The organism is Flavobacterium sp. (assembly GCF_027484705.1).
GTDB lineage: Bacteria > Bacteroidota > Bacteroidia > Flavobacteriales > Flavobacteriaceae > Flavobacterium.
The window spans coordinates 25,282-39,989 of record NZ_JAIXSL010000023.1 but is presented as its reverse complement, the minus strand read 5'-3'; the positions used below and the strand labels follow the sequence as shown (position 1 = coordinate 39,989).

Below are 14,708 nucleotides of genomic sequence, written 5' to 3'. Positions count from 1 at the left end.
TATTTCATTTAAGTCAACCACAAATTTCTATAAGCTTTATTTTTATCGTAATCCTGCGCCTGCTTTTCAATATTGAAATAGCGGTTTTCACGCGGATCATTGCCCACGCCTGCGATGTAAGCCCAATTGCCCCAATTGCTGCAAACATCGTAATCGATTAGTTGTTGCTCAAAATAAGCAGCGCCATAACGCCAGTCGAGTTTGAGATCGTTGCATAAATAACTGGCTACATTCTGACGGCCGCGATTGCTAATAAAACCCGTGAGTTTAAGTTCGCGCATGTTGGCATCGACAAAATCAATTCCTGTAGTACCGTTGACCCAATCCTGCAATAATTTTTCACTGATTGATTTCGACAACTTTTTTGCGTTAGTAATGCCTGAAGGCTGGAACAGTTTCGTCTGGTGTTTCTTGAACATGAACCTGAAAAAGTCGCGCCACAACAATTCAAAAACCAACCAATACGTTGATTCGTTGGCGCCAAATTGCGATTCGTATTGTTTCAATTCATGATAAATATACCGTGGTGAAATACAGCCCAAAGCGAGCCAGGCCGAAAATTTAGAAGAATAATCTGCTCCTATCAATCCGTTTCTGGTTTCCTTATATTTTGAAATCGATTGGGTTTCATAGAAGTAATATTGCAACCGTTTTAAGGCTTCCGTCGCACCACCTTTGAAAGCAATGGCTGCGCGGTTGTCGATAGTTTGCGGAATCAATCCCAAATCTGATAAATCAGGTAATTGCAATACCGGAATTTCAGGCGAATTGATGCGTAACGGTTTAGGGAAAACATCCCGTACTCCGGCGTCTTTCTCGGTTTTCTTTCTGAACGTCGTAAACACATCAGGAATGTCTTTGATCGAAAAAGGCAAATCTTCGGCATGGTATAAAGTACTCGTGCTGAAAGTTTCGAACTCGCACCGCAATTTAAAAAGTTCCTGCTGCACGAGTTGTTCCGTCTTTTTTTCCTCGATGGCCACTTCGCGTTTGGCGAACACTTTCTGGACTTTATACTGTTTTACGATTTTCGGGATTTCGATTTCGGGTTTGCCTTTCACTACAATCAAACCGGAACCCAACAATCTGAGACTTTCATCGAGATCGCGCAATGATTCCATAATAAATTGTGTCCTGAAACTACCGGTTTTCTGAAATCCGAAATGCGTGGTTTCAAAATGGGAATCATCAAAACAATACACCGGAACCAACTGGCTGCTTTGCGAAAGCGCTTTGACCAGGGTTTCATTATCTTCTAATCGCAAATCGGTTTTAAACCAAACTAAAGCTGTTTTCATGGGTTGCTATTTATTATTGGATATGCTGAATCTATTATTCTATTTCTTTACAAACCGCAATTTCAAAGCGTATTGATGTTCTTTAGATAAAAATCCGCTTGTTCTAACAAAGCCGCTTTATCTTCAGCTTTCATGCGCCTCCAGACGTTATACATCATTCCGATTCTTGGATTTTGGGACAGTTTCGCTTCATGTCGGTCGTAGAAATTCCAGTACAAACTATTGAAAGGACAGGCTTTATCTCCTGTTTTAATGTTTTTTTTGTAAAAGCAACTGCCGCAATAATGGCTCATTTTATCAATGTAAGCCGCAGAACTCACATACGGTTTCGTGCCTACAATACCGCCATCGGCAAATTGGCTCATGCCGCGCGTGTTCGTGATTTCGACCCATTGGATCGCATCGATGTAAATGCCCAAATACCAAGCATCAACTTCATCAGGATCGATACCCGCCAAAAGCGCAAAATTTCCTGTGACCATCAACCGCTGAATGTGGTGCGCATAGGCAAACTGCAACGATTGCCCAATGGCATCTTTGAGACAATTCATTTTGGTATTTCCGGTCCAGTACCAATCGGGTAACGTTTCGCTATGTCCGAAAAAATTAAGTGTTTCGTACTCCGGCATTTTCATCCAGTAAATCCCGCGCATGTATTCCCGCCAGCCGATGATTTGCCGCACAAAACCCTCGAGTTGGTGAAATCCGATTTTATCGGGCTGCTTTTCCCACTGCTGAACCGCCGCATCGATGACTTCCTGTGGCGCTATCATTTTAAGATTCATCGCAAACGAAAGCCGCGAATGATACAGCGACCATTCGTTGGGCGTCATCGCATCCTGATAGGAGCCAAACAAAGGCAGGCATTCGGCGAGGAAAAAATCGAGTAAGGCCAATGATTGTGACCTGTTGATGGGCCAAACAAATTGTTGTGCATTGAGGGTTCCGATGGTTTTGATATCGGTTTTTGAAATTTCATCATAAACTTCCCTGACATCATTATCAAATACTAACGGCGCAATAGGTTTATGGTTTTTGGGTAATTTTTTTCGGTTGTCTTGATCGAAATTCCATTGTCCTTGTAGTGGTAAGTCTCCGTCCATGAGCACGTGGTGTTTTTTGCGCATCGCCCGGTAAAAGCTTTCCATGAGGAACGTTTTTTTGCCATGAAAAAAATTAGCAAGTTCGTTTCTTGTCGTATAAAAATGCTCCGAATCTACTGCCGCGTTTGAAATAGCTAGTGTTGCGCTAAATTGCTTCAACAACTGATCTAACCGATATTCATCTGGAAATTGATATTCAAAATGGCTGATATTGTACTGATTGATGATCACTCGCAGATTTTTGTCAAACGATTGCAGGTTGCCTTCATCGGATAATTTCAAATAAACGACCTGATGCCCTTGCGAAGATAAAGTGGCGGCGAAAGCCCGCATTGAAGCAAAAAAACCAACGACTTTCTGAATGTGGTGCGTGGCGTAATCGGTTTCAGAGCGGATTTCCATAAGCACATAGACGACATTGACGTCAACCGTTTGAAACCAAGAATGCTTGCTGTTGAGCTGATCGCCGAGAATTAATCTTAAAGTTTTAGCCATTTTTTGTTTTGTTTGCTCTGCATTTGTCACTGCAATATTGCACGTCATTCCAGACTTTCTCCCATTTTTTTCTCCACGAAAACGGGCGTTCGCAGACCTTGCAAATTTTTGAAGGCAAGTGTTGTTTTTTAATGCCTTTCATGGGTGAAGTCTAATCGGGTTCGCTTCCACTCTACTTCGACTGACGATCCTTCCGCGACAAAAATCGCCGTCGGTTTGGTATGGTTCAAAACTGAAAAAGCTTCCCCATACATCGCTGAAAAATCGCAACGGATATCTTCATTTAAAACCTCGTAAACTTTCCAGCTCGGATGACGAAGTTGGTATTCTTCAGTAGTTTGGTCGTCTATTTTGGTGTAACCGTAATAATGTTCGTAGATGAATTCCTCGAAAGAAGCCGCTGGCATGGTATTACTTTCCGCACTGGTTTCTACTAAAATCCGGTTCCATTTCTGGTGCAGCAACCATTCAAATCTGATCTGACGTTTTCCTTCGAGTTCTCCAATAAAGTGTTTGGTGGGAACGACTGTGTAATGCTCTTTGTATAACTTGTTCGCCATCCAGGCAACGATGCGGTATGGAATCGTTTCATTGATAAACACCACGCCGCGTTTGATCGTATCGCCTTCTTTGCGTTGCACATAAAAACGAAGGTTGATTTCTTCAAAAGTGCCCAAGATTGGAATCGGAATCGAGAATATTTTCGTTTTCCTGAACATAAAACCAACGAGACTGACATAAGCTTTGCCTTGATACAAATCAAGCGTCACGCCTTTGGGAAGGAATGGCAGCAAAATTTCAGGGTCAATTTCGTAATTGGCCATGATGATGTGTTCCCAGTTTGCTTTTAAAAAAGTAGCCATTATTGCGTTTTGTTTTTTGTTTTTTTTATCCTTTTCGGCGCACTTACATGCTTGTTTAAAATGCGTTTTCCTTCTTCTTTGACCGCGTCGTTTTTCCTAAAACCCCAAACGATATCGCTCGCATACTTTCGGGTTGCTTCAATATTGACGATAGGTTCGGGATAATCTTTGCCGATTTCGCAATGGTAAAATTGCTGTTCGATAGGATTCAGTTTCCAGGGTTCGTGGATGAATGATATAGGAACTTCGGCCAATTCCGGAAGCCATTGTTTGATGAAAATTCCTTCGGGATCGTGTTCTTCTGAATTCTTAATAGGATTGTAAATGCGAATCGTATTGATTCCGGTGGTTCCCGACTGCATCTGCAATTGCGGATAATGAATACCGGGTTCGTAATCTAAAAACTGTCGCGCCAAAAAATGCAGCTCGCGCCAATCCTGCCACAAATTGAACGTGAAAAACGAAACCACCATCGCTCGCATTCTAAAATTGAGATAACCCGTAGCTACAACGCATCGCATGCAGGCATCGATAATGGGAACACCGGTTTTTCCTTCCTGCCAGGCTTTGATGTAAACTTCATTTTTAGGTTTGATCAAAGCGTCGTAAGCTCGGTTGACGTTTTCAAATTCCATGCGGCATTCGTCTTCGAACTTTTGCATAAAATGACAATGCCAATGCAGTCTTGACACAAAATTGAGCAGCGCACGTTTGTTCGTAGCGCTTTCATAATGCTGATTCGTATATTGATAAACCATGCGCATACTGATGTTGCCGTAAGCCAAATAGGGCGACAACCGACTACAGCCTTTCCGGCTCAAACCAGGTTTTGAAATGTGTTTGCTGTAATTCGCATAACGTTCTTTAACGAAACTGTCTAAATACCGCCAAGCCCAATATTCGCCGCCCTTCTGAAAGTTTTTGTTCGGCGTTGTGATTTCCTCATACAACGCTTCACCTTTTAGATTATCGTAAATTTCAGCTTCCAGATTTTCGATTTTCAACGTATTAAGGTCAATCATTTTGGGAATATCGCGCATGACTTTTTCCCAGCGTTTGTCCCAGTCTTTTCTTGATTTCAACTTGCGGATGACGCCGTGCATTTGGGATTCTTTCCACAAAATCGAATGCTCAGAAAAATATTTTTGCATCGCAATATCGCGGTCGAAAGTAATTTTATTGCCAATTTCCTGATGGGAGAAATCGGTTTTTACATCGTAAATGGCAGTAATGGTTTCAAAAACGGTCTGCACTTCGTTGTGAAAAAAATGCAACTTTCCTCCTATCGTATTCAATTTTGGCTGCATTTCGAGCACGGATTCATAAACAAATCGCCAATGACGCACATCGGAATCCTCATAAGCCATCACCGAAGGTTCAAAAAAGTAAAGCAAAAGGGTTGGGATATTTTCGTGCTGCGCCATCCATAAAGGCTCGTGATCTGTGAAACGCAAATCACGCTTGAACCAAACAATATTGATGGCTTTTTTACTCAATTTTGAAGCAATGAAATTAAATCCTTATCAGGTTTGGCGTAACTTAATCGGTCGAGTTGAACGGTTTTGTGGTAACTGTCTAATCCGGAACAAGTGATTGTGTTGGCTTTTTCGAGGTCGAGAAAACCATCTTCACCCAAACAATTTTCGGGATAGTAGACATGATTAATTTCACCAATAACCATTGTCGTATTGTTGATTGCAATGTCGATTTTTTCCTTGAATTCAATGCCGAGCTGGACATTGCTTTTCAAAACAAACGGTGCGAAAAAACCGTCTTTGTATTCGCTTTTCAAATCCGTAACATCAAATTCTGAAACTGCGGCATCATATCGTGCAGAAGTCTGATGCGCTTGCTTAAAAATTTTTTCGTTGATGTGATTGATCGTATAAAAGCCTGTTTCTAAAATGTTTCTCAAAGTGTCACGTTCCGGTGGGCTTGGTCGAAACAACAGCGCGATTAAAGGCGGATTGGCTCCGATGTGAATGATCGAACTGAAAATGCCAAGGTTTTCATTGCCCGATTGATCGACGGTACCGACTAATGAAACGCTTTTGAAACCGCCTAAACTGTTTATGAAGTGCACACGTCTTTGTTTTTCCATGGCCAGAATCGTTTCTAAAGATATATGTTGCTGCATGATTGCAAACTTAAAAATTTGGCGTAAAAAAATCTTTTGGCTGAAGCAAAACCCATTTCTTATCGCTGTTGAGTTTGAAAGTTCCGACGTGTTCTTTGTTCCATTCGTTTGGCGCAATCAGCGATAAAAAATGAATGCCATCGTCACCAATATATAGGTGATAAATCTCACCAATCACAGGTTCGAACGAGAATTTGGCGTTGTAGACGAGTTCGTTCCACTCGTATTCCTGCATCAGGTTTTGGTATTGCGTTTTGAGTTCGTTGAACTTATTTTCAAATTCCTTATTGACGTTGTGGATGCCGCGGCTTTTCCAAGCGACCACATCATCAACCTTAATTACCGGCGCACCAACGTTTGAAGCGTAAGGCAACAAACTCGCATTGTACCCATTTTCGTCTGAGAAAACTACGTTGTCTGGTTTTTCTTTTTCCATGTTCTTATTGTTATCGCTTAGAAATTTTGTTGTTTGAAATCGCGCGTTGCAATTTGCATTTAAACCGGTCAATACCCGAAACGCGTTTGGCGAGATGCTTGGTTTTGCAATTTTCGACGCGTTTTCTCCAGAGTTTATAGCTGCTGAACCGGAGTTCTCTTTTCATCAAGGCTTTCACATCGGCTTCTTCAAGTTTGAATTGGAAGCGGATCGCTTCAAACGGCGTGCGGTCTTCCCAAGCCATTTCTATAATGCGGTCGATTTCAATCTCCGTAAATACATGATTAGGCATTATTATATTTTTGTTTAAAGTTTTTAAAAAAATATTAAACAAATATACATGCAATTTTATCATTTAAAGAATAAAATGCCGTTAAAATTTCACGCAAAATCTTATAGGCTTTATTCGAAAAAAAATACCGTATTTTGCAGCACTAATTTTACCTTTCTTATGTCCCGTATTCAAGCCAATGGCTATCCGATTTACTTCAACGAGCCAGGATATGAAGCCTTAAACCAGCTGCTATCCGAAGCAAAGTATTCGTCTATATTCGTACTTGTTGACAGTCAGTCGGATGAATATTGTCTGCCGAATTTTCTACCTTATATAGCAACCGAAATTCCTATTGAAATCGTAGCATTCGAATCCGGCGAAAGCTCGAAAAACATCGAAACCTGCGTACAAATCTGGAACGTACTCACCGAATTAGGCGCCGACCGAAAAAGCGTCATCATCAATTTGGGTGGCGGCGTGGTGACGGATTTAGGTGGATTTGTGGCGTCAACGTTCAAACGCGGCATTGATTTCATTCATGTTCCAACGACTTTACTCGCGATGGTCGATGCGTCGGTTGGCGGGAAAAACGGTGTCGATTTAGGCAGTTTAAAAAATCAGATCGGTGTGATCAATGTCCCGAAAATGGTGGTTGTTGATTCGGCTTACCTCGAAACTTTACCGCAAAACGAAATGCGCTCCGGCTTAGCCGAAATGCTCAAACACGGATTGATTTTCGATAAAAACTACTGGGAACAATTCCTCGATTTAAAACAATTGAATACAGACGATTTAGATGCGCTGATTTTCAGATCGATCGAAATCAAGAACGAAATCGTCATGCAGGATCCTACCGAAAACGGCATCCGGAAAGCACTCAATTTCGGGCATACTTTAGGACACGCGATTGAGAGTTACTTCCTCGAAAGCGAACACAAAAAAACCTTGCTGCACGGCGAAGCGATTGCCGTCGGGATGATTCTTGAAAGTTATCTTTCATGGCACAAAGGATGGATTTCCGAAGCTGATTTCACTCAAATCAAAAACACCATTTCAGGCATCTTCGACAATGTGATTTTTGAAGACCGGGATATTGATCCGATTCTCAATTTACTCATACATGACAAGAAAAACGAGTACGGAACGATTCAATTTGCGCTGATTGAAGCTATCGGTAAAATAAAAATCAACCAAACCGCTGAAAAAGAAATGATTATGGATGCTTTTTCTTTTTACAGAAGTTAATGTTTTTTTAATCGAAACGATTGCATCACAATTATTTTATTTTTTACATTTGCGCTGATGAATATGAACCCTAATACCGACCAGTCCTTTTTTACAGGATCCGAAAACCTGAAATCTTTCTTCCGAATTTTGAAGAATGCTTTTGCTGTAAACGGTATTACACCTTTCGACATCTTCCAATATTCCAATCAGTATCACGAAAAATTACCCATCATTTTCGCGAATATTCGGGTTTGAACAGCAGATAAAAATTGATTTTTCCTCTTTTTTCATCTCCTTAAAATCCAACAATGAATACAAAATATTTCGACCTGATCAACCAAACCTACTATTTCCCACAAGAAGAGTTTACGCTTAACAAAGATAATCTGCAGTTTCACAACATCGATTTGATGAAACTCGTCGAACAATACGGAACGCCGTTAAAATTCACGTACCTGCCGCAAATTTCCAACAACATCAAACGCGCCAAAAACTGGTTCCGAAATGCGATGGAAAAAAACAAATACGAAGGCAAGTATTATTATTGCTATTGCACAAAAAGCTCGCATTTTGAATACATCATGAACGAGGCTTTCAAGAACAACATCCACATTGAAACGTCTTCGGCCTTCGACATCAACATCGTTGAAAATTTGCTTGAAAAGGGAAAAATCAACAAAAGCACGTATATCATCTGCAACGGTTTCAAACGCGACCAATACATTTCGAACATTGCAAGACTGATTAACAACGGCCATAAAAACGCCATTCCGATCATCGACAATTACGAAGAACTAGATTTGTTGCAAGCCGAAATCAAAGGGAAATTCAAAATCGGAATCCGTATCGCGGCCGAAGAAGAACCAAAATTCGAGTTCTATACTTCGCGTTTAGGAATCGGTTATAAAAACATCGTAGCGTTCTACAAAAAACAGATTCAGGAAAACAAGCATTTGGAACTCAAAATGCTGCACTTTTTCATCAATACCGGAATCAACGACAACGCTTATTACTGGAACGAATTGGTGAAATGTATCAAAGTATACATCCAGCTTAAAAAAGAATGCCCGACGCTCGACGGCCTTAACATCGGCGGCGGTTTCCCAATCAAAAATTCTTTGGCGTTCGAATACGATTATCAATACATGATTGACGAAATCATCAATCAAATCAAAATCGCCTGCGAAGAAGCTGAAGTTGATGTCCCTAATATTTTTACCGAATTCGGATCATTCACTGTAGGCGAAAGCGGCGGCGCGATCTACCAGATTCTCTATCAAAAACAGCAAAACGACCGTGAAAAATGGAACATGATCGACTCGTCTTTCATCACCACTTTGCCAGATACCTGGGCGATCAACAAGCGTTTCATCATGCTCGCGGTCAACCGATGGAATGAGACTTACGAACGCGTGTTGCTCGGTGGCATGACTTGCGACAGCGATGATTATTACAACTCCGAACAGAATATGAACGCGATTTATTTGCCGAAATACAGCAAGGAAAAACCGTTGTATATTGGGTTCTTCAACACAGGCGCTTACCAAGAAACCATCGGCGGTTACGGAGGCTTGCACCACTGCCTGATTCCGCAACCGAAACACATCCTGATTGACCGTGACGAAAACGGTATTCTGGCCACGGAAGTGTTCTCCGAGCAACAAACTTCAGAAGAAGTGCTCAACATATTAGGATATAATAAAAAATAAATTATTTTTGAAAATGATTTAGGAGCTCATTCCTGCTGTACGCTACTATCTTTCGCGCCGAACGCCGGCACAAAAGGATAACCGCTGCCATCAGGGCTAGGCCCCGGAATCAAAAACAACAACATTATGAGTAAAGGACCTATCAGTCAGTTTATCGAAAAACACTATCTGCATTTCAACTCCGCCGCCTTGGTAGACGCTGCCAAAGCCTACGAGCAACAATTGGCAAACGGTGCGAAAATGATGGTCACTTTAGCCGGTGCGATGAGTACGGCTGAAATCGGAAAAATTTTCGCAGAATTCATCCGCCAAGACAAAGTACAAATCATCTCGTGCACGGGCGCGAACCTCGAAGAAGATATCATGAACCTCGTAGCGCATTCGCATTACGAAAGAGTGCCGCATTACCGCGACTTGACACCGCAGGAAGAATGGGATTTGTTGGAGCGTGGCTTAAACCGTGTGACCGATACCTGTATTCCCGAGCATGAAGCGTTCCGCCGTTTGCAAAAACACATCTACCAAATCTGGAAAGACGCCGATGACAAAGGAGAACGTTACCTTCCGCATGAATTCATGTATAAAATGTTGCTTTCAGGCGTACTCGAAGAATACTACGAAATCGACTTGAAAGACAGCTGGATGTATGCCGCAGCTGAGAAAAATTTACCAATTATTGTTCCGGGCTGGGAAGACAGCACGATGGGTAATATCTTCGCGTCGTACGTGATTAAAGGCGAATTGAAAGCCTCAACCATGAAATCCGGTATCGAATACATGACTTTCTTAGCCGACTGGTATACCAAAAACAGCGGTTCCGGCGTTGGATTTTTCCAAATCGGAGGTGGAATTGCCGGAGATTTCCCAATCTGCGTAGTGCCGATGCTTTATCAGGATATGGAAATGCACGACGTGCCGTTCTGGAGTTATTTCTGCCAGATTTCCGATTCCACGACGAGCTACGGTTCTTATTCGGGTGCCGTTCCCAACGAAAAGATTACTTGGGGAAAACTTGACATTAAAACACCTAAATTTATCATCGAATCGGATGCTACGATTGTAGCCCCATTAATTTTTGCTTACCTACTTGATTTATAATAAACTATGAGAAGAATTATTGTTGATTACTCTAAACTGACGAACGAAATTCTCACCTTACTGGTGGAACGGTTTCCTGACGGCTATGATGATTCCAACATCATCCGTTTCAGAAATGCACACAACGAATTGATCGAAGCTGTTGAAGTACGAACAGAAGACACCATCTATCTGGTGAAAGTGAGTACCAAACTGGCAAGCCGATTGGAAAAATTTGACGAAGAAGACGATATTGACGATATCGTAGAACCGATCGATGTGATCAAAGGCATCGACCTCGATGAAGACGCACCTTCCGAAGATGACGACGAAGAAGAAGTTGACATTACTAAGGATCCGGGCGGTTCTGACGATGGCGACGATTCGGACGACGATGATGATGATGACGAAGATGACATCGCAGACGAGGATGATGACGAAGATGACGAATAAAAATACTAAAGGAACTTTCGGGTTCCTTTTTTTATAACCCAATATATGATTGCCTCCTTTCCTCCTTTTGTTGACGACGCTACTGAAACCCTGATTCTCGGTACCATGCCCGGCGTCATGTCATTGCAGAAACAGGAATATTACGCGCACAAACAAAACCAGTTTTGGAAAATCATGTTCACGATTTATGCTGAAGGAATCGTCCCGGAAGTTTTTAAGGAAAAAGTCGCGTTGCTGCAGCAAAACAAAATCGGGCTTTGGGATGTGTTGGCCAATTGCGAGCGTAAAGGCAGCCTAGACATTCATATTAAAAACCACACGGAAAATGAGATTCCGCAGTTGCTTCAACAATTTCCAAAAATCAAAAAGATTCTATTCAACGGAAAGGAAAGCCACCGGTATTTCATGAAGAAATTCGGAAATATTGACAGTATAGAATTTCATGTGATGCCATCTACAAGTCCGGCGAATACCGTGAAATTCCAACTCAAGCTTGACGAGTGGCAGAAAGCTTTACTAGATTGACTAAAGATACCTTTCCTCAAAAATTTTTTGATGGTGGTTCTGATGCCCAATAATTACAAAACCTAATGCTCGAACCGACATCGGATTGTTGGATGCGATTCCATTTTGCAGCAAATCCTCTTCAGAAAAAGTTTTGAATAACGATAACGTAGCTTGGCGCACCACCGCAAGTTCCGAAAGCAAATCCTGAAGGCTTCTTTGGTTGGCGCGCGCAACATCAACGTAAGTATTTTCGTCAAAACTGGCTAACGGCGTCGTGTCTTTTCTGGCGAAACGCAAAGCGCGATAAGCAAAAATGCGTTCAGCGTCTATAAGATGTTGCAGAATATCTTTGATCGTCCATTTGCCTTCGGCGTAACGGTAATCGAATTTATCCATTGGGATGTTCTGCACGAATTTGATCAGCCGGTGAACTGAAATTTCTAATTCTTCTACTAAGTTGTATTCATCAGAAACAGCCTTGATATAGCCCGCATAAAAAGAAGCGTATTCGGTATTTTGCAATTGGTTGACTTTCATAAAATAAAAATTTAAGCGGAATTTCTACTCGCGTTAGTATTCCCAAACAGCGATCTCGTTACAATTTTCTGATACATTTTGATCAATTCGGTATCAGGATTTTCATTTTGCTGCAATTGGTTGATTCTCGAAAGCGCATACTGCTGAATCGTCAGCAGCGGTTTCACGATATTCTCGCGCATCGCAATCGAAGCTTTTCCGTCAGGATAATTTTCCATCAATTCTTGGTGGCCGGCTATTTTGAGCAACAAACGTTTGGTTTCGAGAAATTCATCGTAAATGATTTGCCAGAAATCGCCGAATTCCGGATCATCCTTCATATAGGCCGTCAGTGGAAAAAATGATTTGGCGAGCGACATCATGCTGTTTTCGAGCAAAGTTTTGAAGAACAAAGAACTGTCATACAAATCCTGAACTTTCTCCCATTGACCGGTTTCCTCAAAATGTTTCAAAGCACTTCCCACGCCAAAAAATCCGGGAACGTTTTGCTTAAGCTGGCTCCACGAACCTACAAACGGAATTGCTCGCAACTCAGAAAAATCAAGCTTATCCGAGTTTTTTCTTTTCGACGGACGGCTGCCAATATTAGTTTTCGCGTAATAATTCAGCGTACTCATCTGCTCAAGGTACGGAATGAATTTAGGGTGGTTTTTGAAATCCGAATATTTGGTGTAACCGATGGAGGCGATTTCGTCGAGCAGTGCTTTTTGAGTTTCGGTCAAAGTAGCCTGCGTTTCGGCAAAAACCTGATTCGTTGCGCCAGCCGTCAATAGATTTTCGAGATTGTAACGGCAAGAGTCAAGCGTCCCGAAATTGGAACTGATGGTTTGGCCTTGCACCGTAACTTGAATCTGTTGATGTTCAATGGTAGAACCCAACGAAGCGTAAAACTTATGTGTTTTTCCGCCTCCACGAGCTGGTGGACCACCGCGTCCGTCAAAGAAAAGCACTTTAATGCCATATTTCCTTGAGATTGAAGTGATGTTTTCTTTGGCTTTGTAAATGCTCCAATTCGCCATCAGGTAACCGCCATCTTTGGTGCCGTCAGAAAACCCTAACATCACAGTTTGCTGGTTGCCACGGTGCTCGAGGTGTTTTTTATAGATAGCATTCGAATACAATTGCTCCATGATTTGTGGCGCGTTTTGCAAATCATCGATGACTTCAAACAACGGAACAATATCAACCGTCGGATGTTCCCAATCGCATTGGCGCACTAAAGCAAAAGTCTGCATGATATGCAAAGCGCTTTCACAATTGCTGATGATATAGCGATTACAGCCCAATTCACCGTTGTTTTGCTGAATGGTTTTCATCGCATAGACTGATCCGATGGTAGATTGCGTCATTTCGTCGGTGAAATCCTTTGGATCTAAATTGCCTTGCATCTGCGACAAATCTTCTAATTTTTCTGTAATTGGTTTTGATTCGTAGCCTGACGTATATTTAAAAATATCGTCAAAAACGGCATCGTGTATTTTGCTGTTTTGGCGGATATCAAGCGATGCAAAATAAAATCCGAACAGCGTCACTTTATTGATCAATTCATTCACTTCATCAAGATACAAAGACTGGTGTTCGTTGATGATGATCGTTTTGATGTCTTGCAATCGAGCCTTGAATTCCTCGAGCGTGATGTAGATTTCACCTTGGGAATAAAAAACGGAACGGTAAATTTTCGACTCCAATTCTGCAATCAGGTTGTCCACTTGGTAAAAAGTGAGCTTGCGTTTGAGCTTGCGAATGTCTTTATAATAACTTTTCAGAATCGAAGTGCGCAAACGGTCTGCGACTTTAAGTGTGATTTCAGTCGTGACAAACGGGTTTCCATCTCGATCGCCACCGGGCCAAAAGCCAAGGTTGAAGATCGGATTTTCAAGATTGCCGCCATCAAAAACATTCTTTTGGATGTAAGACAACATGGCACCGCTGGTTTCATAAAACACATTCTCAAGATACCAGACCAAACTCACGGCCTCATCAAATGGCGTGGGTTTTTGCTTTTTAATGAACGGTGTTTTGCCGAGTTGCGACAACAGTTCCTTGATTTCGACCAAATCATCTTCACGGATCGCATCAGTCAAATCGGTAATGATTCCAAGCACGGAACCCGGATAAAATTGTGTCGGGTGTGCGGTCAACACGGTTCTGACATTGAAGTCTTTTAAAAACTGGCGGAAGATTTCAATCATGCCTTTCGCTTCGGCGGTGTCTTTGATATCGCGCAACGAACCTTTCCCTTCGAGGTTGTTGACGATTGGAAAAGCGGCGTCTTCAATCGCGTCGAATAGTACGATTTGCCTTTCGATATATTGAATGAAACGGAACAACAAACCAATTCTGTCCCATTCCGGCGCGTCGTCGAGGTATTTTTTGTTGAAGAAATCTACGATCTGTATCGGCGTTTCGTGCTTTTGGAATCCTTTTTCACACACTTCCGAAAACAACGGCAACATCACGCCGGTATTTCCGACGGAATCAAATGGCAAAGTCAGGAAAACACTGTTGTAGACGTGGTATTTCGAAAGTACGTTTTGGTTGAAGCGTTCTATTTTGGTCAGTGTGTACATGATGGAAAACCGTTTTAAAATT

General features: G+C 41.9%; 15 protein-coding genes. 5 read left to right on the top strand and 10 right to left on the bottom strand.

The genetic code is table 11. The features are described from left to right. Positions 1-8: 8 nt before the first annotated feature. From Q0058_RS13505 to Q0058_RS13470, 8 genes are all read right to left on the bottom strand, one after another. On the bottom strand, positions 9-1,298 hold the full coding sequence (locus Q0058_RS13505; RefSeq protein WP_298224823.1) for a DASH family cryptochrome: 1,290 nt from the start codon (positions 1,296-1,298) through the stop codon (positions 9-11). 62 nt (positions 1,299-1,360) lie between these two features. Beyond that, entirely contained in the window at positions 1,361-2,896 is a 1,536-nt protein-coding gene (locus Q0058_RS13500; RefSeq protein ID WP_298224821.1) for a cryptochrome/photolyase family protein, read from the bottom strand. Next, positions 2,889-3,029 carry a DUF2256 domain-containing protein gene (locus Q0058_RS13495; RefSeq protein ID WP_298224843.1) on the bottom strand — a complete coding sequence of 47 codons (141 nt, stop codon included), beginning with the start codon at positions 3,027-3,029 and terminating at the stop codon, positions 2,889-2,891. The genes Q0058_RS13500 and Q0058_RS13495 overlap by 8 nt, the downstream gene beginning before the upstream one ends. Then, positions 3,025-3,759, bottom strand: a complete 735-nt coding sequence (locus Q0058_RS13490; RefSeq protein WP_298224819.1) for a DUF2071 domain-containing protein — start codon at positions 3,757-3,759, stop codon at positions 3,025-3,027. The genes Q0058_RS13495 and Q0058_RS13490 overlap by 5 nt, the downstream gene beginning before the upstream one ends. Further along, positions 3,759-5,255 (bottom strand): deoxyribodipyrimidine photo-lyase, encoded by a 1,497-nt coding sequence (locus Q0058_RS13485; RefSeq protein WP_298224817.1) that lies wholly within the window; start codon positions 5,253-5,255, stop codon positions 3,759-3,761. Before Q0058_RS13485 ends, Q0058_RS13490 begins: the two co-directional genes overlap by 1 nt. Then, positions 5,252-5,896, bottom strand: a complete 645-nt coding sequence (locus Q0058_RS13480; protein ID WP_298224815.1) for a flavin reductase — start codon at positions 5,894-5,896, stop codon at positions 5,252-5,254. Before Q0058_RS13480 ends, Q0058_RS13485 begins: the two co-directional genes overlap by 4 nt. A 10-nt stretch (positions 5,897-5,906) precedes the next feature. Next, positions 5,907-6,332: a DUF2452 domain-containing protein gene (locus tag Q0058_RS13475; RefSeq protein WP_298224813.1), complete on the bottom strand. Its 426-nt coding sequence runs from the start codon at positions 6,330-6,332 to the stop codon at positions 5,907-5,909. Between the two features lie 10 nt (positions 6,333-6,342). After that, the gene (locus Q0058_RS13470; RefSeq protein WP_298224811.1) at positions 6,343-6,624 is read right to left on the bottom strand and encodes a TIGR03643 family protein; all 282 of its coding nucleotides are present in this window, start codon (positions 6,622-6,624) and stop codon (positions 6,343-6,345) included. A gap of 159 nt (positions 6,625-6,783) precedes the next feature. On the opposite strand from Q0058_RS13470, the gene aroB reads away from it, so the two are divergent. From aroB to Q0058_RS13445, 5 genes are all read left to right on the top strand, one after another. After that, the gene (gene aroB / locus Q0058_RS13465; RefSeq protein ID WP_298224809.1) at positions 6,784-7,851 is read left to right on the top strand and encodes a 3-dehydroquinate synthase; all 1,068 of its coding nucleotides are present in this window, start codon (positions 6,784-6,786) and stop codon (positions 7,849-7,851) included. A 290-nt stretch (positions 7,852-8,141) separates the two neighbouring features. Then, complete coding sequence (locus tag Q0058_RS13460) at positions 8,142-9,542, top strand: arginine decarboxylase (protein ID WP_298224807.1); 1,401 nt, start codon at positions 8,142-8,144, stop codon at positions 9,540-9,542. 126 nt (positions 9,543-9,668) lie between these two features. After that, positions 9,669-10,640, top strand: coding sequence for a deoxyhypusine synthase family protein (locus Q0058_RS13455; protein ID WP_298224805.1), 972 nt, complete (start codon positions 9,669-9,671; stop codon positions 10,638-10,640). Between the two features lie 6 nt (positions 10,641-10,646). Then, positions 10,647-11,072: a DNA primase gene (locus tag Q0058_RS13450; protein ID WP_298224803.1), complete on the top strand. Its 426-nt coding sequence runs from the start codon at positions 10,647-10,649 to the stop codon at positions 11,070-11,072. A 45-nt stretch (positions 11,073-11,117) separates the two neighbouring features. After that, a complete protein-coding gene (locus tag Q0058_RS13445) occupies positions 11,118-11,597 on the top strand; it encodes a DNA-deoxyinosine glycosylase (RefSeq protein ID WP_298224801.1) in 480 nt (159 codons plus the stop codon). Here the strand turns inward: Q0058_RS13445 and Q0058_RS13440 are convergent, their stop codons facing one another. Further along, positions 11,598-12,116, bottom strand: a complete 519-nt coding sequence (locus Q0058_RS13440) for a DinB family protein (protein WP_298224800.1) — start codon at positions 12,114-12,116, stop codon at positions 11,598-11,600. It abuts the gene before it with no gap. Between the two features lie 11 nt (positions 12,117-12,127). Then, positions 12,128-14,686 (bottom strand): phosphoenolpyruvate carboxylase, encoded by a 2,559-nt coding sequence (locus Q0058_RS13435; RefSeq protein WP_298224798.1) that lies wholly within the window; start codon positions 14,684-14,686, stop codon positions 12,128-12,130. Between the last annotated feature and the right edge of the window lie 22 nt (positions 14,687-14,708).

Coding starts and splice junctions, on each gene's coding strand:
- Q0058_RS13505 (WP_298224823.1), bottom strand. CDS start 1,298: ATGAAAACAGCTTTAGTTTGGTTTAAAACCGATTTGCGATTAGAAGAT.
- Q0058_RS13500 (WP_298224821.1), bottom strand. CDS start 2,896: ATGGCTAAAACTTTAAGATTAATTCTCGGCGATCAGCTCAACAGCAAG.
- Q0058_RS13490 (WP_298224819.1), bottom strand. CDS start 3,759: ATGGCTACTTTTTTAAAAGCAAACTGGGAACACATCATCATGGCCAAT.
- Q0058_RS13480 (WP_298224815.1), bottom strand. CDS start 5,896: ATGCAGCAACATATATCTTTAGAAACGATTCTGGCCATGGAAAAACAA.
- Q0058_RS13475 (WP_298224813.1), bottom strand. CDS start 6,332: ATGGAAAAAGAAAAACCAGACAACGTAGTTTTCTCAGACGAAAATGGG.
- Q0058_RS13470 (WP_298224811.1), bottom strand. CDS start 6,624: ATGCCTAATCATGTATTTACGGAGATTGAAATCGACCGCATTATAGAA.
- aroB (WP_298224809.1), top strand. CDS start 6,784: ATGTCCCGTATTCAAGCCAATGGCTATCCGATTTACTTCAACGAGCCA.
- Q0058_RS13460 (WP_298224807.1), top strand. CDS start 8,142: ATGAATACAAAATATTTCGACCTGATCAACCAAACCTACTATTTCCCA.
- Q0058_RS13455 (WP_298224805.1), top strand. CDS start 9,669: ATGAGTAAAGGACCTATCAGTCAGTTTATCGAAAAACACTATCTGCAT.
- Q0058_RS13450 (WP_298224803.1), top strand. CDS start 10,647: ATGAGAAGAATTATTGTTGATTACTCTAAACTGACGAACGAAATTCTC.
- Q0058_RS13445 (WP_298224801.1), top strand. CDS start 11,118: ATGATTGCCTCCTTTCCTCCTTTTGTTGACGACGCTACTGAAACCCTG.
- Q0058_RS13440 (WP_298224800.1), bottom strand. CDS start 12,116: ATGAAAGTCAACCAATTGCAAAATACCGAATACGCTTCTTTTTATGCG.
- Q0058_RS13435 (WP_298224798.1), bottom strand. CDS start 14,686: ATGTACACACTGACCAAAATAGAACGCTTCAACCAAAACGTACTTTCG.